This window comes from Bacillus sp. FJAT-26390 (assembly GCF_001682865.1).
Lineage (GTDB): Bacteria > Bacillota > Bacilli > Paenibacillales > Paenibacillaceae > Pristimantibacillus.
Genome location: NZ_MAQX01000001.1, coordinates 1,164,455 through 1,187,966, shown reverse-complemented (window position 1 = coordinate 1,187,966; position 23,512 = coordinate 1,164,455). Strand labels below are relative to the sequence as shown.

The window sequence follows — 23,512 nt, the reverse complement described above, 5'->3', positions numbered from 1 at the left end:
GTGAATCCATGAGCCAAGTCGAGTGGGATTCGGATGCTGAAGTAGAAGAGAAGCCGTTTAATGGCAAATATATGCGGCGGATGCTTCAGTACCTGATCCCTTATCGCAAATTAATGACATGGGTCGTTATTATCGTCCTCATTAATATGCTGTTAAGCCTATCTGAACCTATTATTCTTGCTTATCTGATCGATAAAGGCATTATGGCCAAGGATTATACCGTTATCCATGTGCTGGGCGCGGTGCTGCTTGGCATTAAGCTCATTGGCTGGCTGTTTAGCTGGATGCACACGAGATGGATCAATTTTACCGGCCAACGCATTTTGTTTGATTTGCGCCAGCAACTATTTAATCATTTGCAATCGTTATCGTTTCGTTTCTTTGACGGGCGTCCAGCCGGTAAAATCATGTCTCGCATTACAAATGATACGAACGCCATTGGCGAGCTGATTAATGGCGGATTAATTACGATGGTTATGGAAGTAACGCATCTTTTAGGCATCGTCATTATTTTGGTATGGATGGATTGGCAGCTAGCCCTGCTTTCCTTCATCATGCTGCCGTTGCTTTATTTTATCGTGGCAAAGCTCCGTCCAAAAATCGAGGGCTCTTGGTCGCGTTCGCGGTCGACGATGTCGTCCATTAACGGGAATTTGAACGAAACGATTCAAGGAATTCGGGTCATTCAAGCTTTCTCCCGCCAGCGGACGAACAATGAACGGTTTAATGGCATCAACACGCGCAACAAGCAGGCTTTCATGCGGGCTATTACGCTAGAATCTACCGTATATCCGCTGGTCGAAATGATCGGGATGATCGGTACTTGCATCGTTGTATGGTATGGCGCGATGCGCGTCATGGACGATGTCTTAACGCTTGGTTTTATTATGGCGTTCATCAATTATTTGTGGCGTTTCTGGGGTCCGCTTAGCGCACTGTCAAAGGTATACAGCCAATTGCTGTCGGCAATGGCTTCCGCGGAGCGTATATTTGAAGTGCTGGATACCGATCCGGAAGTGAAAAACAGCAGCAAGGCTCGCGAGCTTCCGCAGGTTCGCGGCGAAGTGACCTTCGACAATGTATCCTTCCGTTATGAGGAAAATAAACCTGATGTCCTGCAAAATGTCTCCTTTCACGTGAAGCCGGGACAGCGGGTCGCATTGGTAGGGCCAACCGGAGCGGGAAAAAGCACGATCGTCAATTTGTTGATGCGGTTTTATGATGCTTCGGAAGGTGCCGTTCTTATAGACGGAACGGATGTTAAGCAGGCTACGCTTGAATCGCTGCGCAAGCAGATGGGGATCGTGCTGCAGGATTCCTTTATTTTCGCAGGAACGGTCGAGCAGAATATGCGATACGGCAACGAAGAGGCGACCGAAGAGCAGCTGCTCCGGGCAGCGGAGAGCGTTCGACTCGACCGTGTCGTCGCCAAGCTGTCGGACGGCTATCAGACGGAGCTGGAGGAGCGCGGCTCGAAGCTTTCCGTAGGGCAGAGGCAGCTGCTGGCATTTGGCCGCGTGCTGCTGTCCGATCCAAGAATCCTGATCCTAGACGAGGCTACATCGAGCGTCGATACGGAGACGGAGCAGCATATCCAAGAGGCATTGCAGACGCTTCTGGCAGGAAGAACGGCATTTATTATTGCGCATCGCTTATCGACGATTAAGGATGCAGACTTAATTCTGGTCGTTGAGAATGGCCGGATCGCTGAACAAGGCTCGCATGCAGAATTAATGAAGCAAGGCGGCATTTATGCCAATCTTATCCTTACGCAGCTTTCGATGCAGGAATCCGTTATTTTGCAAACGAGCAGCTAAGCAGAATAAATGTTAGAAAAAAAGAGGGCGGACCAAGCAAGCGTGAAAGCAACGCTAGCTTGACTCGTCCTCTTTTTTCGTGCGATCGATCGCTTGCGCCATCGTTTTATCGGTCAAATGAGCATAGATTTGCGTCGTTTCGGGCGATGCATGTCCGAGCTGCTCTTGCGTTTTGTAAATATCATTCCGCAGGTAGTAGTCGGTAGCGAAGCTATGCCGCAGCTTATGGACAGACAAATAAGGCTTGCCAAAGCGCTTTGCATATTTGATGACCATTTCTTGAATGGCTCTTTTGGTCATGCGCGAGCCTTCTTGCTTGCCGTTGGCAATTGCGAGAAACAACGCTTTTTCACGTTTAGGAGCCTTGTATCGCACTTCTCGCAGCGTCATATAAGCCTGCAAATCCTCAACTGCCTCTTGGCGGAAGTAGACGGGGGTTTTGAACGTATCATCATTTTTACCTTTGCGATAAACGTAGCATAACTTTTTCTTTAGATCGATATCGTCAATATTCAAGTTTACAAGCTCCGAAACACGCAGTCCCGAGTGTAAAATGAAGCTTATAATACAAGCATCACGCGTCATATTCAGCTCATAAGAGTAGAGCGCTTGTTTATTCGAGGCTACATCCGTGCCGTAGTGCTGCTTGATATAAGCCATAAACTCCGATATTTCCTCCTCTTGAAGCAGCTTGCCTTCCAGTTTGGCGGCAGTGTCCTTAGGCTTATGAGTACGCTTTATCGCTACCTTCGCCATTACGTTGCGCTTCAGCAGCGGATAAAACTCCTCGTCCTCGGCAATTTGACTTAAATAATGAAACAACGAACGGAGGGAGGAGAGCTTGCGAGAGATCGTTGTTTTGCTGTTGCGCTCCTCTTTATACGTCGATAAATACATGCGGAAACCGTCAATGCTGTCCATATGAAGCTTTTCCAGCTCCAGTAATGCGACATCCTTCAATTGGGTAGCTTCTGAAAGCCCCTCCGCCATGAGCCAATGGAGAAACGTTTCATAATCTCTCATATATTCGACAAGGGAGGAGGGGGATAGATCCGGCAGCTTATAATTAATAAATTTTTCGATATACCAGGGCATAGAGGGTAGCTTCTTGTCGAGCTCTTCACGATCCTTTTGTTTCAAAATATTAATAAAAGTCACCCCTTTGATAAATTGTCTAATTACTTCACGGCATTAAAAGAACATAATAATAATTATGTAAACAAATATCATTTTTTAAGCGAAAAGGAATAGGTTCATTGTAACAAGAGAGGAAGGGACGGACAACGGAAATAGGGATATTCAGCCAAAAAAAACAAGCCTCTTCCCGAGAGGCTTGTTTTTCTAAAACCAAAATTAAACGTTAATAGCTGTAAAACGTTGATTTGGAAATTGAGGATGTTCGATTTCGTCAAGCAGGATGGAAGCATAGTCTTCCATGCTTAGCTTGCTCTCATGATTATCGTTCAGAAGGAAATGGTCATTGCCAAGCTTCACTTTGCCTGTTTTTTCGCCTGGTTCAAAAATTGCCGCAGGGCTGAAAAACGTCCATTTCAGCTCTTTTTCACCGCGAAGCACATCAAGCTGATCGCTTTGCGCTTTGGCGGTTGCATAATAGATAGCTGGGAACTCAGGTGTCTCTAATAGACGTGTACCATTGTCGTCTACAAGAAGGCTGCCGGCGCCGCCAACGTTGTAAAGGACCGTATCTGGCGTTTGTTTAAGAAAGGCGATCAAATGTTTAATTACGTCAACGTGTTGTTGTTCAGCGCCTGGTTTTGCAGAGAAGGAATTGACGACGGCATCGAACCCTGCAAGCTCTGCGCCCGTTTCGAATACATCCTTAACTAAAACCTCGATACCTTGCGTGCTTGCAAGCTTGGAAGGATCACGAACGATGGCGGTTACTTGATGGCCCCGATTTTTTGCTTCCTCCACAATACGGCTTCCTGCACGGCCTGCTGCTCCGATAACGGCTATTTTCATTTTAAAAACTCCTTTTTTCTCATGTAGTAAAGCTTAATATTAAGAAGGCAATCATGTAACAATTATAGTTACAACAAAATTAAAAATAAAAGGCGACTGCCTTCGCTTCATGTAACTATTATAGTTACAACTAAGTTCATAAGTCAATCCTTTGCTATAAATCTTTACAAAACACTTATTTAGTAAATCTATGTAATTTTAGGTTCTCGGTTACAATTCGAAAGTAACTGTGCTAAAATCGTACGAGTCAGTCGACCAGCTGCCAATCTTAATATGCTTTGCATAAAATTTGTGTGGTTTTTAAAAAAGGGAGGTTTTGCTTTTATGATGAATATAAAATTCATACCATATAGTATGGCACTAATTCTTGTTTTTATGATGGCATTTGGCATTCCAATGCAAGCCGTACAGGCCGCATCACCAGCAACATTAAAAGTCGGGAGTTCAGGGCCTGATGTTCCTGATTTACAATATCGACTAAAGACGTTAGGTTATTTTAACAAGGATGTTACGACCTACTTTGGCACAACGACACTTGATTCCTTGAAACGATTCCAGAAAGCATACGGAATTGGGGTTGATGGCGTCGCTGGCAAGAAGACTTGGGAAACGCTCAAGAAGGTTTCGGTGAACAAAAGCGAGCTTGATATGCTCGCAAGAATCATTTATGCCGAAGCACGCGGTGAATCGTATAAGGGGCAGGTGGCGGTAGGTGCTGTAGTCATGAACAGAATGGCATCCTCGAGCTTCCCTAATTCGATTAAAGGCGTTATCGAGCAGCCGAGGGCATTTACAGCAGTTGATGATGGTCAGTACAGCCTAACGCCAGACAAAACAGCTTATCAGGCAGCACAAGAGGCGGTTAAGGGCTACGATCCAACGAATGGGGCTTTGTATTATTTTAACCCTGAAACAGCAACATCCGATTGGATTTGGTCACGCAAGCAAACGATTAAAATCGGCCGACATATATTCGCAGTTTAATAAAAATGCGATGCTCACCAGCAAACGAAATTGCTTGCGGTGAGCATCGCTTTTTCTTTTTTTCTTAAAATTTGTCGAAAAGCTGTTTTCATAGTCGTAACTAAACGTGTTACAATATAAAATAAAGCATCACACTTTTATTGAAAAATTATCGGAGGTGTCCATTATGAAAGTAGAAATTTGGTCGGATTATGTATGTCCGTTCTGTTATATAGGCAAAAGAAAGTTTGAGCAGGCGCTTGAGAAATTCGCTCACAAGGATCAAATCGAGGTTGTGTTCCGCAGCTTTGAGCTGGATCCAAGCGCTGATCCAGACTCCAACATAAGCACGTACAGCATGCTTGCTTCCAAATATGGCATGAGCATCGAAAAGGCAAAAGAAACGACGGCTAACGTGGCGGAGCAAGCTGCCGCAGTCGACATTGCTTTCCATTTTGAAGGTACGGTGTCTACCAATACTTTTGACGCTCACCGACTCGTACATTTCGCGGCACAACAGGGCAAGGATAAAGAGATGTCCGAAAGATTGTTCAAAGGCTATTTCACAGATGGTGAAAATGTCGGCAACCGCGAGCGCTTAGCCGTGCTAGCAGCTGAAGTTGGACTGGATGCTGCGGCTGTAGCTCAAATGCTCCAAACGGATCAATTCGCCGATGCTGTCCGCGCTGAAGAAGAGGAAGGCAGCAATCTTGGCATTCGCGGCGTTCCATTCTACGTCGTTGACCGCAAATATGCCGTTTCCGGCGCTCAATCTCCAGAGGTATTTTTGGATACGCTGAACAAAGTCTGGGAAGAGAAGCATCCTGCTTTCATACAAGTAAATGAAGGGGACGCTGACGTCGTTTGTTCGGACGGTTTTTGCGCTCCGGATTCCTCAAAGTCATAATCAATCAGAAGTAAAGGCGGTCTGCTTATGGATGATTCTACGAGCAAGAACAGCTGTGCCATTCAGCGGGTTGGTAAAATCATTAAATTAGAGGATCAGACTGTTATTATGCTTATTAATGGAAAACAAATAGAAGTACCACTCACAAAGATCGCCGGGGAAATTGTTCCCGGCGATTTGGTTGTCTGGAGCGGTAAAAGCTGGAGCAGAAAATCGGATATTGTTTAGGTTATAATGAAGTATGGCAGCATTTTAAAAAATAAGCTAATTGTCTGGAATGCCATCTCGCCTTATAATAGATAACGGCAAAGAAGTCAGATGCTCGTCATTGTGCACTGATACGCTAATGTATAGGAGGAATTAATCGTGACAGTTGAACAGCAACGACTGCTTGTGTTCGCAGGTTCCTATGCGGAAGCAGAGGAGAGCGGCGTTTATGTGTATGCTTTCGATGAGGAATCGGGAACATTAACGTTGACCGATGAGTTTGCAGGTCTCAAAAATCCGACGTTTCTTAATGTAGATGCTAACCGCAAGCTATTGTACGCCATCGCTGAGACCGTGAATGATGCTGGAGTGAAAGTTGGCGAGGCAGCTGCTTTTTCAATTGATGCCGCCAAAGGCACCATACAGTTGATCAACCGTGAAATAACGGTTAATTCGACGACTTGCCACATTCAACGTGATGCAAACAGCCGGTTTTTGACGGTTACAAGCTACCATGGCGGAATGATCGGACTTCTTGAGATTACAGAGGACGGAGCCATTGGACAAGTACTTGATGTTCAGCAGCATGAAGGCAGCAGCCAGCATCCTGAACGCCAGGATCGTCCGCATCCCCATTCCTCGTTCTACAGCCCTGATGGCCGATATTTACTCGTATCAGACTTGGGACTTGATCGGATCGTTACATACGCGTTGGATGCTGCAAACGGTAAGCTTGTTCGTCAGAGCGAAGTTGCGCTTCATCCTGGAGCAGGCCCGCGACATTTGACGTTCCATCCGGACGGAAAGCACGTCTATGTCATTAATGAGGTCGATTCAACCATTACTTCGTTTTCCTACGATAGTAAAACCGGTGAATTAAAGGCATTGGAAAGGGTAAGTACGCTTCCTGCCTCATTTGCAGACGAAAATTCATGTGCCGAAATTACGATATCTGCTGACGGCAAATATGTGTACGGATCTAATCGCGGTCATGACAGCATCGTTGTTTTTGCTGTTGACGGCGAGACAGGCTTATTGTCGCTTGTGCAGCATATTTCGGTCGAAGGCGGCCATCCGCGCCACTTCGCATTGACGCCAAGCGGGCGTTACTTGCTTGCAGCAAACCGTGATACGAACAATATTGCTGTCTTTACGGTTGATAAAGACAATGGAAAACTATTCTTTACTGGTAAAAGCGTTACAGTACCTAAACCGGTATGTGTCGTTCCTATTTATTTAACGTTATAAACAATTAATAGCATTAGTAAAGAGATGAAAAGGGGAAACATAAGCGTGGCTACTAGCGAAGACGATAAACCGAAATTAAAAGCAACAAAAATTTTCAAATGCAAAAATCCGGACTGCAAAGCTTGGGTGAGAGATGAGTTTGCGGCTTCCGAGCAAGCTTGCCCTATCTGCAAAGGCCCAATGCTTAGAAGCATGCGCCATTTGCCAGCTGTGCAGAACAAACCGAAACCTCAGCCACGCAAACCAAAATCGGATTATTGATTCGAAAATAAAAAGTCCCGGTCCATTCGTACAATTTGGATTGGGACTTTTTTCGTTTAGAAAAACGCAAATGCTGGACTTCCCTGTGTCCGAATATGTTACGATAGACATACCAAATGATGACAGGACGGTACTTAAGCATGCTCTTTTATTTTTTAGCCTTATTCACAGCATCTGTTATCGTAATATTAAACAACCGAAAGGGCGAATCGAATCGATGGGCGGCTTTTTTCTTATGCTGCGCCTCAATTGGAGGTCTGTCCGACTTATTTATTGATAGCAAGCTGCCCGGAGCAGTCGAACTGGTGCAATTTCTCAACTACACTTTAACGCCCTTTGGCGTTCTCGTATTCAGCATAATCTATTCTAGAGCCATAGAATCTAAACGAGCAAGAAGCAAGGCTAAATGGTTACTGGCGCTGCCGATCGTTCTTATGGCTGGTCTTGAATGGTTAGACGTTAATAAGCAATGGTTTTTCAACTTTCTGCTTTTGTGGAGCGCTCCTTATTATTTGATTGCATGTTATTTATTAGTTTCTTCGTTTTGGAAAGAGCGTGATGCAAGGTTAAAGCGAAGTCGGTTTATAACCGTCATTATCATTGTCCCGACGCTGCTTGGCGTTCTATTTTTCATTTATGTGGCGAAGGTCATTTCCCCGGACTTTGAATTTTTTAATTATATTTCGGTTTTTATGATTTACTCGCTTGCGGTCGCATTGCTTTGCACATTTATGTACGGTGTCCTTGGCGTCAAGCTGCGCTTTGAGCATGATCCGCTGGAGGGAACGATGAGGGCAGTCAGTACGGGCGCTGCCATGCTGAATCATACGATTAAGAACGAGATTGGCAAAATCGCCATTAGTACCGAAAATTTAAGAAGCATAATTCCCGATTCGAATGAACAGACCAAGCAGCATATGCAAATTATTACGAATGCTTCGGCCCATATGCTTGAAATGATGAGCCGCATTCACAGCCAAATGAAGGATATTACACTAGTGGAAGAGCCTGTGGAGCTAGATAACCTCATCGAACAGTGTCTTATGCAAAATAAGGGTTTAATGAACAAACGGGGTATTTCTGTAAATGAGAATTATGAGGTGCGTCCCAAGCTCCTGTGTGATGCGACTCATGTCAGCGAAGCGCTGGGCAACGTGCTGATGAATGCTTGTGAAGCGATGCCTAGCGGGGGATTGATTACGATTAGGCTTGCTGCGCATAAAAGCGGGATTATTTTGTCTGTACAAGATAGCGGGGTAGGCATATCGGAAGATAAGCTACGGCAAGTTTTTGATCCTTTTTATAGCAGCGGGAAGAGCGGCAAAAATTTTGGACTGGGGCTGTCCTATGTCTATAACGTTATGCAGAAGAGCGGAGCAAAAGTGGAGCTTGCCAGCCAAGAAGGCCACGGAACACGGGTAGCCTTTATATGGCCGCGCAGAAAGCTACTCTAAAGATGGACTGTGGAGGGAATAGTCTTGAGCCATATTAAAGTGTTTATTGTAGAAGATGACGAGGATTGGTTAAAAGCACTCTCTTCCTTTCTGAATCGAGAGCCTGATTTGCTAGTTGTCGGGACTGCCGTGAACTCGAACGAAGCGCTCAGCATGGCTCGGACGATTGTCTTTGACGTTATCTTGATGGATATTCAACTCGAGGGCAGCAAGCTTGATGGCATTCAAACCGCGATGATGATGCATGAGCATTCAGCAGCCAAAATCATTATGTTAACGTCATTAAATGATGAACAATCGATGACACGGTCTTTTACGGCAGGCGCGTTGCAGTACTTAGAGAAAACACGCTTTCAGGAGCTTCCGCAAACGATTCGCAGCGTCTATCATCATCCTGCTCCAATGGAGGCTTTGCTTAAGGAGCTTGCGCGCCTGAAGCGCGAGGAGCAGCTAAAGGATTTGACAGGTGCTGAACGCGAGGTGTTCGAGCTCATTGAAGCGGGCTACACCCAATCGCAAATCGAGCAAAAGCTGTTCAAAGCCGAAAGCACGCTCAAAAATCAGGTCAACAAAATGCTGAAAAAGTTTGGCGTTCGAAGCAGCAAAGAAGCGATTGAGAAGGTTAGAAGAAGAGGGCTATTCCAGCGTGAGGATAAAGAATAGCGCTCTGGCAGCTCGCGATAGGGAGAGGGGTACTACGAAACGTAGTACCCCTTTGCGCGTTGTACTATAAAAGTTGGAACTGCCGAAGCTGCAGCACTCGCGGTTAAAATGAGTAAGAGAGGAAGCGAGGAAAATGAGTCGGACTAGTGTAAACCAAGATGAGCCTGCTGTTTTGCTAATCGATGGACGGTGCCTGCTTTGTAATCGAATCACTATTTTTGTAGCGAAAAGGGATAAAGCGAAAGCATTCCGGTTTGCCATGCTGCAATCATCAGTCGGGATACGGCTTTTAATAAATGGAAAGCTGTCTACGCATGATTATGACACGTTCGTGATGGTTCAAGATGGCCGTTATTATACGAAGTCGGATGCGGCTTTGCGTGTTTTGCGCAGGCTTGGCGGCTGGTGGCGGCTCATGTATCTGTTTATCGCCTTGCCGCGAGCATGGAGGAATGTCGTTTATGATTTTGTTGCGAATAACCGCTATAAGTGGTTTGGACAGACTGACGTTTGCATGCTGCCATCGCCAGAGCTGATCGCGCGTTTTATCGAAGATGGCGTACAAGTAGAAGGTACGGGGGAATTGCCGGATGAAAAATAAACCGATCTACGTTGAGCTGGATATCCACACGACGTTAGAGGAGCTATGGGAGCATACGCAATCGCCAATGCTTCATCAGCAGTGGGATCTTCGTTTCTCGGAAATTAGCTATTTGCCAAAACTAAATGAGCATGAAAAACAAAATTTTTTATATGAGACCAGAATCGGGTTCGGATTAAAAATAAAAGGCACAGGTGAAACGAGCCATTCGCCTGCACCTAGTATGTCCGAACGATTATCAGTGTTATCCTTTGCTTCGGAGCAGCCGGTTTCACTTATCCGCCATGGCGGCGGATATTGGAAGTACAAGGTCAATAACAACGAGGTTACTTTTATGACCTTATTCGATTATCGTACGCGTTTTGGAGTTGCCGGGCGCTTGCTGGACCGATTTATTTTCCGGCCTTTGTTCGGTTACGCGACTGCATGGAGCTTCGATCGGCTGCGCATTTGGCTGGAACAGAAAATACCGCCTTCTGTCACTGCCGAGCGGGCAATCACCCATTATGTGAGCGTTATTTTTATTATGCTGCTATGGCTCTATGAAGGAATTGTGCCTAAGCTTCTTTATCCAGATGCAGGAGAGCTGACATTAATGAAGCAAGTCGGCTGGTTTGCAGGGAATGAGCTATTAATGGTTCATTTTATAGGTATAGGGGAAGTTGCTCTCGGAATCATATCAGCTATATTTCATAGAAAAAACGGCATTTATATCGCTCAAATCCTGCTGCTGCTTGTGCTTACTCTACCAGCTCTTCTATATGACCCTCGGGTGCTGATGTCGCCCTTTAACCCGTTAACGCTCGCATTGCCGATGATTGGCTTATGCTTGATTGCAAGGTGGAGCGGACGGCATTTGCCGCAAGCAAGCCGCTGCAAGCGACATTTCAAATAGACTCAAATATGAGGGGGAGTTCATCATGCGTTCGATCTATGAGCAAGTGCTTGGTGCCGACTTTTACAAGCTTCATCCCCGGATTCAGCAGCGGTTCGGCTTTTGCAGCGAACATAAGACGGCATCGATTGGGCATGGCGTGATGAAGCGGATATGGTTCAACAAGCTTGTTGCGCTGCCCTTGTTTATCGGGACGTTTCGGCATATCATGTTCCCGCAGGGCGGAAGGGATATCCCATTCACCATCGAAAACTATGCGTACATCGATCGGTTCGGACGCGAGACGGTTACATGGATTCGTAAATTCAAGTTTCCACGCTCGGTTAGACATTTTGATGCAACGATGGTGTATAGCAGGCAAAGGGAGCTTATTGTTGATTATTTAGGCAATAAACAGCATCTGGCGGTAGACCTGGACATAAGCGCAGATGCGAACGGAGGCATTCGAATTCGCTCTGGCGAGCAGCGGTTCTACGAGGGCTGGCTGCAGTTCCGTTTTCCCAAATTATTTACCGGCTGTGCTGAAGTAAATGAGTGGTATGATGACGGCGAGCGTTGTTACAAAATTACGGTTGACGTTCGGAATCCGATTATTGGGCAAATATTTCGTTATGAAGGCGCCTTTCAAGCCAGTTTTATTAAGACAGAGCCAGAAGCGATTCCCGTTGGGATTCAGCCGCTGCGGGATGAAAGCAGGGAATAGGCGGCAGCAGCCGTTTATTCCTTTTTGTCACTTCATAGCTAGTCGTTGTATAATAGCGATAGAGACAATAGGAATGATGGTTAAGCTTACGTATCGTTAGCAGCTGAGTCAATGGGAATGGAGTTCGTGACGGATGAAAAGATTCAAAAAGTTTTATATAGAAACGACAAGCATCTGCAATTTATCTTGCAGCTTTTGTCCTCCTACGCTTCGTGCAAAGGGATTCATTAAAGTAGAGGACTTCAAAAAAACGCTCGACCAAATTAAGCCGCATACCGATTATATTTACTTTCATGTGAAGGGCGAGCCGATGCTTCATCCGAAGATGGACGAGCTGCTCGATATCAGCCATGAGAAGGGCTTCAAAGTAAATATTACGTCTAACGGAACGCTTATTACGAAAAATAAAGAAAAGCTGTTAAATAAACCGGCGCTGCGCCAAATTAATTTCTCCCTTCATAGCTTTGATGGCCATGCCGGATCAACCAATAAAGAAGGTTATCTGGCTGAAATCCTGTCGTTCGTGAAGGAAGCGGTAGCGAGCAGCAACATCATTATTTCTTTCCGATTATGGAATCTGGATATGGACAACGAAACGAATCAGCAGAAGAACAAAAACCGCGAGCTGCTCGGCATGATTGAGAAGGCGTTTGATCTTGATTATAAAATCGAAGAGAAGTTTATTCCCGGCTCAGGCGTAAAAATTGCGGAACGCATTTACTTAAATCAAGATCCGGAGTTCAAGTGGCCGGATTTAAAGGAGCCTGAGTATAACGGCAAAGGGTTCTGTCATGCGTTGCGCAATCAAGCAGGCATTCTCATAGATGGAACGGTGATCCCTTGCTGCTTGGATGGCGAAGGTGTCATCAACCTTGGCAACATCCACGATACGCATTTCTCCGACATTATTGAGAATGAGCGGGCGACAAACCTCTATGAAGGCTTCTCCAGAAGGGAAGCAGTCGAGGAGCTTTGCCGCAAATGCGGTTACCGTCAGCGTTTTGGCTGATAATCCTGAGTAAGTTGAGTCGTCGTTTAGCCCATTGCGGGCTGGCGGCGATTTTTTTATGTCTAGCAGAGGAAGAATTGCTACTAAACGACTAACCGCCAGCAAGTTTCAAAAAACGTCATGAGCGAATAATTTGTGACTTTGGAGGTTTGTTGGAAGAGGGTATTTTATGTTATGATTTGAAAGGTTCTGCTCTATACCGTTTTTCTATCATTTATAAAGTTAGGAGATTCAAGCACACATGGACTTTTTGACCATCTTAAAAGCGATTATTCTGGGAATTGTGGAAGGTTTGACGGAGTTTGCGCCAGTATCATCAACGGGACATATGGTCATAGTAGACGATATGTGGCTTCAATCGGAGCAGTATTTGACGAAATACGTAGCGAATACGTTCAAAATCGTCATCCAGCTAGGATCGATTCTAGCAGTTGTCATTATTTTCCGGAACCGGTTCATTGATTTACTAGGTTTAGGCCGTGGCAGCAAGACAGCAAGCCAGTCAACGTCTGGGCCGCAAAAAAAGCTGAAGCTTACGCATGTTATCGTTGGCCTTATTCCAGCGGGTGTGTTCGGTCTCCTGTTCGATGACTACATCGATGAGTATTTGTTCTCAATTCGGACCGTGCTTGTCGGCCTCGTTATCGGTGCCGTATTTATGATTATTGCGGATCGCCTAAGACCGGCGAAACCAAAGGTGGAAACGGTGGATCAAATTTCGTACAAGCAAGCACTTTCGGTCGGCTTGATTCAGTGTTTATCGCTCTGGCCGGGCTTCTCGCGTTCGGGATCAACGATCTCAGGCGGGGTACTGCTTGGGATGAGTCACCGAGCAGCGGCAGACTTTACGTTTATTATGGCCGTTCCGATCATGGCGGGCGCAAGCTTGCTGTCGCTCGCGAAAAACTGGGAATATTTCACGCTGAACTCCTTGCCTTTCTTTATTGCAGGTTTTCTGAGCGCATTCGTATTTGCTCTACTCTCGATTCGCTTCTTCTTAAAGCTCATTAACAGAATCAAGCTGGTTCCCTTCGCGATCTATCGGATCGTGCTTGCAGCGGTTATCTATATCGTATATTTCTAAAAAAAATGACGAATGGCCTGCATCCCATCAGAGGGAGCAGGCCATTATTGCTTTTTGAGGAGGTCACCTCGTTTTTTGAGCTTCGTAAATACCGATTCGTCCGGAGCATGAGAAAGCAATCACGCATCCGATAAATAAATAGATAGCTCCATCGCCGCCAAACAGTTCAATTCCCATTATGAAGCAAGCGATTGGCGTCTTAGCTGCGCCGCTGAATACCGAGACAAACCCAATGGCAGCCAATAACGGAACGGGTGTTGCAAGCAAGCCGGCAAGCGCGCTGCCGAGCGTTGCGCCAATGACAAAAAGCGGCGTTACTTCACCGCCTTGGAAGCCTGTACCAAGGGTGATAGCCGTAAATATCGTTTTTAGAAGAAATACAAGCGGTGATACGGCTTCATGGAATGATTGCTGGATAAGCGGTATGCCAAGTCCCAAATAATGACGCGTGCCTAGCGCATACACCAGAGCTATGATGATGAAACCGCCGATCACGCTTTTCAAGACGGGGTGGCTGAACCATTTGCTAAATAACTGCTTAAGCCTGCGAGTAAGCTGTGTGAATAACAGGGCGGCCAAACCGAATAAAACGGAGGCAGCAACGACCTTAACCAGCAGCAGCCAGTCGAGCGGAGGTACCGCACCGATTGAGTAATGAAGATGCTTAATGCCCCAGGCTGCGGCGGTCAAATGACCGACATAGCTGGCGATAAAGCAAGGCAGCAGCGCTTCATAGCTAATGAGTCCGATAGTAAGTACCTCTAAACCAAATAGCGTGCCTGCAAGCGGTGTGCCGAACACAGCGCCAAAGCCGCTGCTGATCCCGCACATCAGAATGATTTTACGATCGAGCCGATCTAATTTGAATCGTTGGCCAACCCATTCGGATAAGCTTCCGCCCATTTGAACGGCCGTTCCTTCCCGGCCAGCGGAGCCGCCTAGCAAATGGGTTGTAAGTGTCCCGAATAAAACGAGAGGAGCCATTCTTAAAGGAATTGCGCCATCGCCGGAGTGAATTTGCTCGATAATTAAGTTATTTCCTCTTCCGGATTCATTGCCGAATTTCATGTAAAGATAGCTTACTAATGCGCCGCCTGCCGGAAGCAGCCATAGCAGCCATGGATGATCCATTCGCGTCTCCGTAACCCAGTCGAGGCTAGTTAGGAAAAAAGCGGAGGCAGATCCGGACAAGACACCAACCGTTCCTGCGATCAGGAGCCATTTTAACGCAAATTTAATGATCGTGAGCGGTGTTAGCGTCCTTGCTTCAAGCATGATAAACTCCTTTAGCTTCCATGAATAAATGAGAAATGCTGTTAACCTATAATAGCTATTATACAACAGCCTAATAAGAGGTAAAGAGAATCCTCTCCACGGAAGTAGAGCTGCGCTTCTTTACGCTAAGCAATATAAGAAATCCAAATGAGATGATACAGGTTTACGATGAAGTAGAGCAGTACCGTGACAAGAATGCAGGGATTAATCCAAAGACGGTTTTTCATGCGGTAATAAATGAGAATAAGCAGAACAGGGAGCAGCAGCTTCATCGCATAATAGCCGGCCAAATTCCATTCATAAAGCTTTTTTACGAGCGGATTAAGCTCCTCGATCAAATGAAGCCGAAGTCCGATATCCGTAAACGCAGCGTCGGCAAAACATAGAAATAAAAGCCCCCAAAGCAATGATTTTAAATCCCATTCCTTGATAGCTGCGATGGCGTCCAAGCCTCCGTTCTAAACAAAATTGCGCGAGACCGCATAATAGATGCATATGACTCATATGGATTAACATTCCTAACGTATTTCCCTTGGAATAAAGGAGGCATATCGTTGAAGCGAATACTTATAGGAAGCCCTATTCGCCAAAAGCCGTCCGTATTGCGATATTTTCTCGCCTCGCTGGAGCGGCTTGCCAAAAGCTCTTTTGCAGTGGATTATTATTTTATTGATGACAACGATGACGAGCTGTCTTCACAGCTATTAAATGAATTTATAACGAAGCAGCAAGAATCAGCCGGAAGCCAAACGATAATAGAGAGAAGCGATTCGATCACCCCTTATGCACGGGATGAGTTTACCCACTACTGGAGCAATGATCTGATTGATAAAATAGCCGGCTGGAAGGACCATATCATCGCTACAGCCAGAGAGAAGCGGTATGATGGTCTGTTTCTTATTGATTCCGATGTGATCCTGCAGAGAGGTACGCTGGAATCGCTCATATCATCGGAAAAAGAGATTATTTGCGCGATTTTTTGGACCCAGTGGCAGCCGGGCACGATGGAGCTTCCGCAGGTTTGGCTGAAGGACACGTATTGGCCTTTTCAATCAGACGGAACGATGAATGCAGGCGATGGAGCGGAAGCGGCTGTCCGCTTTGTGATGAAGCTTAGAATTCCTGGCGTGTATGAGGTAGGCGGACTCGGCGCTTGTACGTATATTGATCAAAAAGCGATTGATCAGCCGATATCGTTCCGCATGATTCCGAATCTATCGCTGTGGGGTGAAGACCGGCATTTTTGCGTGCGTGCTGCTGCGCTTGGCATTGGCCTCCATGTGGACACGAGGCATCCGGCCTTTCATATTTACCGGGAATCAGATCTAGTTCGCGCCAAGCTTTTTATGGAATCGACGGATGAAAGGGCAAATGTAGCGACAAATGAAGCTGCTCAGGTTAAAGACGTCGCCTCGCCAGCAGCCGGACCAATGATTATCGTGCCAGAAGCCGGACCTAAGCTAACGTTGTCGATGATTGTCAAAAATGAAGGCGATCGCTTCTTGAAGGAGGTGCTTGCGCATCATCGGGAGTATATTGACCATGCCGTCATTATTGACGACGGAAGCACCGATCATACCGGAGATATCGTCCATGAGTATTTAGCAGGTATTCCATTGACCTATATTAAAAACGAAAGCTCACAATTTCATAACGAGGTAAAGCTGCGAACGCAGCAATGGGAAGAAACGATCCGGCTTCGTCCGCAGTGGATTCTCAATATGGACGCTGACGAATATTTCGAGGATAAATTTAAACTTGCGCTGCCCATTTTGTTAAATGAACCCAATACCTACGCCTATATGTTCCGTCTCTATGACTTCTGGTCGGAGGATCATTACCGCGAGGACAACTTTTGGAATGCGCATGCCGTATACCGCCCGTTTCTGCTCAATTATGTCGAGGGCTATCCGTATGAGTGGAAGCAAACACCGCAGCATTGCGGCAGATTTCCTCAGAACATCTATTCTTTGGAGCATAAGACATCGGATCTGCGCGTCAAGCATTTGGGATGGGCGAGGGAGCAGGATCGCCTGCATAAGTATGAGCGATACAAACAGCTTGATCCGAATGCCATATACGGGTGGAGAGAACAGTACGAATCGATACTGGATGAGAGCCCAAACCTCGTGAAATGGATCGAATAGTAGGCAATAATGACTATTACCTTTGACTAAGTACACATTCTAGTGATATATTTGAGTGTGCGATTAGTACAGGAGATTTCACAGTCGGCTGCGTGCTTGCACGCAGCCGTTTGTGCCTACTATATGGAGGCAAGCTACCCGTGAATAAGTATCCGTTTGATTTTGACCCGAAACACCCTTTTATCCAGCAGGCAAGCGATTGGATTGCCGATGTTTTTTATGAGAAGCTGCCTGAGGCCGGCTTTGAAATTAGAGATGAACAAATTTATATGGCCTTTCAATTGGAACGCGCTTATGCCGATAAACAAACGATCTTCGCGGAAGCGGGAGTCGGCACGGGCAAAACCTTTGTTTATTTGCTTTATGCAATCAGCTATGCGCGTTATACGAGAAAACCCGCCATTATTGCCTGTGCGGATGAATCGTTAATCGAGCAGCTTGTAAAACCCGAAGGGGATATTGCGAAGCTTGCACGCTACTTGGATTTGACGATTGACGCGAGACTCGGAAAGTCAGCGGATCAGTATATTTGCTTGAACAAGCTGGATGACGCGAGAACCGGACAGGATCATGCGGAGCTGTTCGACAGCATCTATCGCGAGCTTCCAAGCTTCGTGCACAAGCCGGATTCGATGCAGAGCTTCCACCCTTACGGCAATCGCAAGGATTATCCAAGCCTTAGTGACGAGCAGTGGAACGAGCTGGGCTGGGATGTATTCCAAGACTGCTTAGTGTGCGATGTCAGACATCGCTGTGGCCAGACGTTATCACGCGACCATTATCGCAAAGCGGCAGATGTTATCATTTGCTCGCATGATTTTTATATGGAGCATGTATGGACCTATGAAGCAAGAAAGCGCGAAGGTCAGCTTCCTTTGCTGCCAGAGCACAGCTCGGTCGTATTTGATGAAGGGCATTTGCTTGAGACTGCCGCGCAGCAAGCATTAACCTATAAGCTAAATCACGCTGTCTTTGAAGGAATCGTGACGCGACTGCTGCAAGAGGAAATTCGTGAGTCGCTGGCGGTTGCCGTTGAGGATGCCATTACCCAGAGCGAGCATCTATTCAAAATGATGAATAAGCACAGCCAAAAGGTTCCCGCATCGGACCGCAAGGAGATCATTTGGAGCCCTGAGCTCATTCGCGAAATCAATCGTTTGCAGGATACGCTTTCGGTCATTGAGGAAGAGCTCGTATTTGAGAGCGGCTTGTATACGATTGATACGTATCAGCTCAAAATTGTAGAAGAGCATTTGGAAATGATTCAATTCGCGCTTTCCTTGTTCAAGAAAGAGGACAAGCCGATTAGCTGGGTATCGCAGGATAAGGAAGGCACCTCCCTTGTCATCATGCCAAAATGGGTGAAGGAAGTGCTCAAGGAGCAGGTATTCTCGCGTAAAATGCCAATCGTATTTTCATCCGCGACGCTATCGGTTAACGGTTCGTTTAATTACATGATGGACATTTTGGGAATGGAAAGCGCTTTGTCTTTCTCCGTACCGTCTCCTTATGACTATGAGGAGCAAATGACGGTGTCCATTCCCGAAAACATACATTTAATGGGGTTAAATGATAAGGTGGACGAAGCCTTCAAGCTGCTTAAGCAGTCAGGCGGGAGAACGCTTATTTTATTCCCGTCCATGGAGCAATTAGAGCAGTTCAAGCTAGAAGCGGATAAGCATGCCGATTACGCAGCTTATAACTTCCTCTACGAAGGCTCAAGCGAGATCAGCTTCCTCATTGAACAGTTCCAAAACGAGGAAGAAAGTATTTTGTGCGCAGTAACCTTATGGGAGGGCTTAGACATTCCAGGGCCATCCCTCTCGCAAGTTATCGTGTGGGAGCTTCCTTTTCCTCCAAACGACCCGTTATTCGCGGCTAGGCGAAGCGATGCGGAATCGCCGTTTGAACAGGTGGATATGCCTTATATGCTGCTTCGCCTCAGACAGGGGATCGGTCGCTTGATTCGGAAGAGAGAGGATAGCGGCAATATCGTTATTTTCGGCGAAAAAATGAATGACCATTATGTTCGTGGACAAGTAGAGAGCGTGCTGCCCAAAGGTGTTGCGCTTAGCTGTTAATAGAGGCTAGTTAAGGAGAAGGGATAATCCCTTCTCCTTTTTTTTTTCGCTTATTCAATCGCTCCTTAGTTTATAACCTGCGCATTACGGCAAAAATATTGATTATTCGACAAATGTTCACAAGGGGGAAAGCTCTTTTATGTCTTTAGCCGAACAATTGAACATTCCTGAGTGGACGGTATACTTACAAGCACTCGTCACCCTCGTCATTCCTATTATCATTTCCTTTATTTTTAAGCAGATTCGGGGATTAAAGGACAGTGAATCGAATGAATGAAAATTTTTATGAGAATCTTGCTGAGATTCGCGAGCAGCTCGTTTATCATTCGGATGTCACGATCCGGGAGTTTTCAATCGGCAAGGCAGCTGTTCCGGCTGCCATTATATTTGCGAATTGTTTGACAGACCGTGACTTAATTGATCAGCATATTTTAAGAGCATTAATGTCTTTACGGGATCAAGACGTTGTTATTACCAAATCGTTTGTAGTCAATCAAGTATTGTCGGTGAGCCAAATTTCGGAAGTGGATACTGCGGAAGAGCTGATTCCGAAAGTGTTAACGGGATTTACAGCACTTGTCATCGCGGGTATTCCGGAAGTTATTTTGACGGCTACGCTTAACAGCAAATCCAGAAGCATCGAAGAGCCGATCTCAGAGGCGCTTGTTCGAGGTCCTAGGGCTGGTTTTAATGAGAACCTATCGGATAACACGGCACTGCTGCGAAGGCATGGCGAAAACGACAGCATGGCGTTCCTGAGCATGCAGGTTGGTACACGGGCCAAAAAAGAGCTGATTATCGCTTACATAAAAGATATAGCCGATCCTGAATTAGTTGAAGAAGTGCAACGCAGAGTGAGTAAAATCGAAATAGACAATTTACCGGAATCGGGATATGTCGAGCAGCTGATTGAAGATGACTTTTTGAGCCCGTTCCCGCAAGTTCAGAGCACGGAAAGACCGGACCGTGTCATAGGCGCTTTGATGGAGGGACGAGTTGCGATCTTGCTTGATGGCACGCCTTTCGCTTTGATTGCTCCGGTTACTTTCAGCATGCTGCTGCAATCGCCAGAGGATTATTATGAGCGCTGGATGGTTGGTTCATTGCTTAGAATATTGCGGTTTGTTGCTGCTTTGGTAGCCTTGTTGGCGCCCGCTATGTACATCTCTTTTATTTCGTATCATCCTGGCTTAATTCCGACCAAGCTTGCGATTACAATAATAGGCGCTAGGGTTGGCGTTCCATTCTCTTCGCTTATTGAGGCATTGATTATGGAGGTTGCCATTGAAATATTAAGGGAAGCAGGACTAAGGCTGCCCAAGCCAATCGGTCCTGCAATGGGTATCGTTGGAGGCTTGATCATTGGAGAAGCGGCTGTGCAAGCAGGTATCGTAAGCCCCATCCTTGTTATTGTGGTGGCGGTTACCGCGATTTCTTCCTTTGCCATCCCTCAATATAATGCTGGAATTGCACTCCGGATGCTGCGCTTCGTAGCGATGTTCTGCGCTGCAGCGTTTGGCATGTATGGCGTAGTGCTGTTTTTCCTGCTGCTATGCGCGCATATCGTCAAGCTAAAAAGCTTTGGCGTCCCTTATGCATCTCCGGTTGTTCCTTATCGCATTAGCGATTGGAAGGACTTATTTATTCGGTCGCCCATCTTCATGATGAAGAATAGGCCGGAAATGATGCAAACAAAAGATGTTAAGCGGCAAAAAAAATGAATTTTGAGCTGGAAGAAGGATTCCCATGAAAAATAGCTCCAAGGATCGTATCACGACCATCCAAACGGCTGTTATCATCTCGAACTTTATGCTAGGTTCAGGAATTCTTACCTTGCCCAGGGCATCCGCGGCGCAGGTGGGAACGCCTGACGTATGGTTATCCGTTATCATTGGCGGCTTAATCGCGCTTGCTGCGGGCATAATTATGGCTATTTTATCAAAATTGCATGTTGGCCAAACGGTGTTTCAATTTAATCAGCAGCTTCTTGGCAAATGGATCGGCGGCCTCATCGGCCTATCGTTTGTCATCTATTTTTTTATGACAGCGTCTTATCAGGTTCGTGCTTTATCTGAAGTAACCGTCTTATTTTTGCTAGAGGGCACGCCTTCATGGGTTATTGTCATGGTGTTTATGTGGGTGAGCTTATATTTGATGACATCCGGCATTAATCCGATCGTCAGATTATTCGAGGTAATCTTGCCTATCACGATCGTCATCTATATGCTCGTTATGTTAATGTCGTTAAGGATATTCGAATTGGATAATCTTCGGCCTGTATTAGCGGAAGGCATTATGCCTGTATTAGCAGGAGTCAAAACAACGGCATTGTCCTTCCTCGGCGTGGAAATCATCTTGGTATTAACGGCTTTTATGAGCAATCCAGAAAAATCGGTCAAAGCCGTAGCTTATGGAATAGCCATTCCTTTTTTTATTTATTTAATTACGGTCGTTATTGTCATTGGCGGCATATCCGTAGAAGGTGTAGTTACGAGGACGTGGCCTACTTTGGATCTTGTCCGCAGCTTTGAACTGTCTGGCTTAATTTTTGAACGGTTCGAATCCTTATTGCTTGTAATATGGATCATGCAAATTTATTCGACCTTTACGATTACCTATTATGCAGCTGGGCTAGGGCTGTCTCAAATATTCAAAGTCAATATTCATAAATGCCTGTATGCGCTGCTTCCGGTCGTATTTATCATTTCAACGCTTCCAAAAAATATAAATCTTCTGTTCTCGTTTGGTGACATGCTTGGCATGTCGGCCTTTTATTTGTTCGTTCCGATTCCGATTCTGCTGTTAATGCTGACCAAATGGAAGAAAAGGAGCAAATCATAATGGATGATAGCCGCATTAGCCGTATCCGGTGGTTACTAGCATGCCTATGCGTGTTTGTGCTGCTCGTTCAGACCGGCTGCTGGAGCAAGGATGAGATCGAGGATTTGAGTATTTATGTAGGCATGGCGCTTGATGTTGCCAACGAAACAGCAATTGAACGGAAAATGGATAAGCTCGGCTCAGGCTATCGAAAAAAAGATTTAATCACTTATACGCTGCAAATTGTAGATAAGCAATCGGAAGCGAAAAGCGGCGATACAAAAAGCGATTCAAATGCTAAGCCTTATTTGAACGTGTCGGAGACTGGCGATTCGCTTTTTGAAATGATCCGAGAATTTGCGGTACGTTTGGAGAGGCCGGTAGTCGGCCATCATCTGAAGTTGATTGTCATAAACGAGTCATTATCGCGACGATACGATATGAGCAATCTTCTAAGCTTCATGCTGCGGGATAATGATATAAGGCCCAACAGCCTTGTGGTCATGAGCAGCGGTTCAGCTAGGAAAGTGCTGGAGGCAAAAGGGAATGCCATTATTCCTTCCTTTCGCATTTTGGGTATGGTTGACAATCGCTATCGTACGTTAAAAATCATACCTCCTGTGTCCCTCATTAAGCTTGAAGGCAAAATGAACGCGAAATCCAGTTATCTGCTGCAAAATGTCTTAGCGTCAGACGGTGAAGTGAAGTTCTCGGGAGCAGCCGTCATAAAAGGCAAAACGCAAAAGTTTAGAGGGCGATTATCGGAAGAGGAATTGCTCGGCATTACATGGCTAACCGGCAAAGGAAAGGGCGGGGCAGTAAAAAGTTATGATCCCGATACGAAACAGATCATGACGTATGAGTTAATTACGATGAAAAGCAAAATTATGTCCCATGTCAATAACGGAAAAATTAGCTTTCACGTTGAGATAGAATCAACCGGCCGCTTAATTGAAGAATGGCTGCTTTCAAAGGAAGAGATTAATGATGAATTTAAGAGGCGAGTGGAAGAGTCGGCAGAGAAGGTAGTTAGAAGGCAAATTAAGCTGGGATTAAATAAAATCCAAAAAGAATATAAGGCGGACGTTGTTGGCTTCGGAAACCGTCTGAGCATAGAGCATCCTAAGCAATGGCGTAAAGTTAAGGAGGATTGGGACGAGGAGTTTAGCAAAATTCCCATTACCTATAGCGTAAAACTATCCGTAACCGAATCAGGTGCGAAACAGGGGCATTAAGCGCTATTTTAGCGGGAAAAAGCGATAATTTCAGATAAAAAAAACTGCGTGAAATACATATTTCACGCAGTTTGCATTTATATGGACTTTTCAGCTATCATAGTAGAGTAGTGATCACTTAAATAGAGTACATAGAATCGTTTTTTATGGGGGATTGGC

22 protein-coding genes and 1 pseudogene are annotated in these 23,512 nt (G+C 45.7%); 19 read left to right on the top strand and 4 right to left on the bottom strand.

The features are described from left to right. The first annotated feature begins 8 nt into the window (after positions 1–8). The gene (locus A7975_RS05655; RefSeq protein ID WP_065384443.1) at positions 9–1,817 is read left to right on the top strand and encodes an ABC transporter ATP-binding protein; all 1,809 of its coding nucleotides are present in this window, start codon (positions 9–11) and stop codon (positions 1,815–1,817) included. A 54-nt stretch (positions 1,818–1,871) separates the two neighbouring features. Here the strand turns inward: A7975_RS05655 and xerS are convergent, their stop codons facing one another. After that, positions 1,872–2,966 (bottom strand): tyrosine recombinase XerS, encoded by a 1,095-nt coding sequence (gene xerS / locus A7975_RS05650; RefSeq protein ID WP_065384839.1) that lies wholly within the window; start codon positions 2,964–2,966, stop codon positions 1,872–1,874. Positions 2,967–3,170: 204 nt separating this feature from the next. Next, positions 3,171–3,800 (bottom strand): NAD(P)-dependent oxidoreductase, encoded by a 630-nt coding sequence (locus A7975_RS05645; RefSeq protein WP_065384442.1) that lies wholly within the window; start codon positions 3,798–3,800, stop codon positions 3,171–3,173. Positions 3,801–4,127: 327 nt separating this feature from the next. Between A7975_RS05645 and sleB the strand changes: the two genes are divergently transcribed. The 12 genes from sleB (at position 4,128) to A7975_RS05585 (ending at position 13,795) form a co-directional block, all read left to right on the top strand. Next, entirely contained in the window at positions 4,128–4,784 is a 657-nt protein-coding gene (gene sleB, locus A7975_RS05640; RefSeq protein ID WP_082198071.1) for a spore cortex-lytic enzyme, read from the top strand. A 166-nt stretch (positions 4,785–4,950) separates the two neighbouring features. After that, positions 4,951–5,670: a DsbA family oxidoreductase gene (locus tag A7975_RS05635; protein WP_065384441.1), complete on the top strand. Its 720-nt coding sequence runs from the start codon at positions 4,951–4,953 to the stop codon at positions 5,668–5,670. Between the two features lie 27 nt (positions 5,671–5,697). Beyond that, positions 5,698–5,898, top strand: a complete 201-nt coding sequence (locus tag A7975_RS05630) for a hypothetical protein (protein WP_065384440.1) — start codon at positions 5,698–5,700, stop codon at positions 5,896–5,898. Between the two features lie 138 nt (positions 5,899–6,036). Continuing rightward, positions 6,037–7,125, top strand: a complete 1,089-nt coding sequence (locus A7975_RS05625; protein ID WP_065384439.1) for a lactonase family protein — start codon at positions 6,037–6,039, stop codon at positions 7,123–7,125. A 24-nt stretch (positions 7,126–7,149) separates the two neighbouring features. Then, on the top strand, positions 7,150–7,386 hold the full coding sequence (locus A7975_RS05620) for a cold-inducible protein YdjO-related protein (protein WP_065384438.1): 237 nt from the start codon (positions 7,150–7,152) through the stop codon (positions 7,384–7,386). 140 nt (positions 7,387–7,526) lie between these two features. Beyond that, positions 7,527–8,840 (top strand): sensor histidine kinase, encoded by a 1,314-nt coding sequence (locus A7975_RS05615; protein ID WP_065384437.1) that lies wholly within the window; start codon positions 7,527–7,529, stop codon positions 8,838–8,840. Positions 8,841–8,864: 24 nt separating this feature from the next. Further along, positions 8,865–9,503, top strand: a complete 639-nt coding sequence (locus A7975_RS05610) for a response regulator transcription factor (protein ID WP_053376171.1) — start codon at positions 8,865–8,867, stop codon at positions 9,501–9,503. Positions 9,504–9,636: 133 nt separating this feature from the next. Continuing rightward, positions 9,637–10,104: a thiol-disulfide oxidoreductase DCC family protein gene (locus A7975_RS05605; RefSeq protein ID WP_065384436.1), complete on the top strand. Its 468-nt coding sequence runs from the start codon at positions 9,637–9,639 to the stop codon at positions 10,102–10,104. Further along, positions 10,094–10,999, top strand: coding sequence for a DoxX-like family protein (locus A7975_RS05600; protein ID WP_065384435.1), 906 nt, complete (start codon positions 10,094–10,096; stop codon positions 10,997–10,999). The genes A7975_RS05605 and A7975_RS05600 overlap by 11 nt, the downstream gene beginning before the upstream one ends. A gap of 25 nt (positions 11,000–11,024) precedes the next feature. Then, positions 11,025–11,702, top strand: coding sequence for a DUF4166 domain-containing protein (locus A7975_RS05595; protein WP_065384434.1), 678 nt, complete (start codon positions 11,025–11,027; stop codon positions 11,700–11,702). 133 nt (positions 11,703–11,835) lie between these two features. Then, positions 11,836–12,711, top strand: a complete 876-nt coding sequence (locus tag A7975_RS05590) for a radical SAM/SPASM domain-containing protein (RefSeq protein WP_053376168.1) — start codon at positions 11,836–11,838, stop codon at positions 12,709–12,711. Between the two features lie 241 nt (positions 12,712–12,952). Continuing rightward, positions 12,953–13,795 carry an undecaprenyl-diphosphate phosphatase gene (locus tag A7975_RS05585; RefSeq protein ID WP_065384433.1) on the top strand — a complete coding sequence of 281 codons (843 nt, stop codon included), beginning with the start codon at positions 12,953–12,955 and terminating at the stop codon, positions 13,793–13,795. 63 nt (positions 13,796–13,858) lie between these two features. Here A7975_RS05585 and A7975_RS05580 read toward each other — a convergent pair whose 3' ends face one another. Together A7975_RS05580 and A7975_RS05575 are read right to left on the bottom strand one after the other, a co-directional pair. Further along, a complete protein-coding gene (locus tag A7975_RS05580; protein WP_065384432.1) occupies positions 13,859–15,070 on the bottom strand; it encodes a voltage-gated chloride channel family protein in 1,212 nt (403 codons plus the stop codon). A gap of 125 nt (positions 15,071–15,195) precedes the next feature. Beyond that, the gene (locus A7975_RS05575; RefSeq protein WP_053376165.1) at positions 15,196–15,519 is read right to left on the bottom strand and encodes a DUF5658 family protein; all 324 of its coding nucleotides are present in this window, start codon (positions 15,517–15,519) and stop codon (positions 15,196–15,198) included. 105 nt (positions 15,520–15,624) lie between these two features. Between A7975_RS05575 and A7975_RS05570 the strand changes: the two genes are divergently transcribed. The 6 genes and pseudogenes from A7975_RS05570 to A7975_RS05550 all read left to right on the top strand — a co-directional run bounded on the left by A7975_RS05570 (position 15,625) and on the right by A7975_RS05550 (position 23,353). Next, positions 15,625–17,217 carry a glycosyltransferase gene (locus A7975_RS05570; RefSeq protein ID WP_255314183.1) on the top strand — a complete coding sequence of 531 codons (1,593 nt, stop codon included), beginning with the start codon at positions 15,625–15,627 and terminating at the stop codon, positions 17,215–17,217. A 140-nt stretch (positions 17,218–17,357) separates the two neighbouring features. Next, complete coding sequence (locus A7975_RS05565; RefSeq protein WP_065384430.1) at positions 17,358–19,298, top strand: ATP-dependent DNA helicase; 1,941 nt, start codon at positions 17,358–17,360, stop codon at positions 19,296–19,298. Between the two features lie 139 nt (positions 19,299–19,437). Next, positions 19,438–19,575 carry a hypothetical protein gene (locus A7975_RS34000; RefSeq protein WP_157265950.1) on the top strand — a complete coding sequence of 46 codons (138 nt, stop codon included), beginning with the start codon at positions 19,438–19,440 and terminating at the stop codon, positions 19,573–19,575. Next, positions 19,556–21,019: pseudogene (locus A7975_RS05560) on the top strand (spore germination protein); the annotation flags it as partial. The gene A7975_RS34000 and the pseudogene A7975_RS05560, both read left to right, overlap by 20 nt. Positions 21,020–21,044: 25 nt before the next feature. After that, a complete protein-coding gene (locus A7975_RS05555) occupies positions 21,045–22,139 on the top strand; it encodes a spore germination protein (protein ID WP_065384429.1) in 1,095 nt (364 codons plus the stop codon). Beyond that, on the top strand, positions 22,139–23,353 hold the full coding sequence (locus A7975_RS05550; protein WP_065384428.1) for a Ger(x)C family spore germination protein: 1,215 nt from the start codon (positions 22,139–22,141) through the stop codon (positions 23,351–23,353). Before A7975_RS05555 ends, A7975_RS05550 begins: the two co-directional genes overlap by 1 nt. The last annotated feature ends 159 nt before the right edge of the window (positions 23,354–23,512 follow it).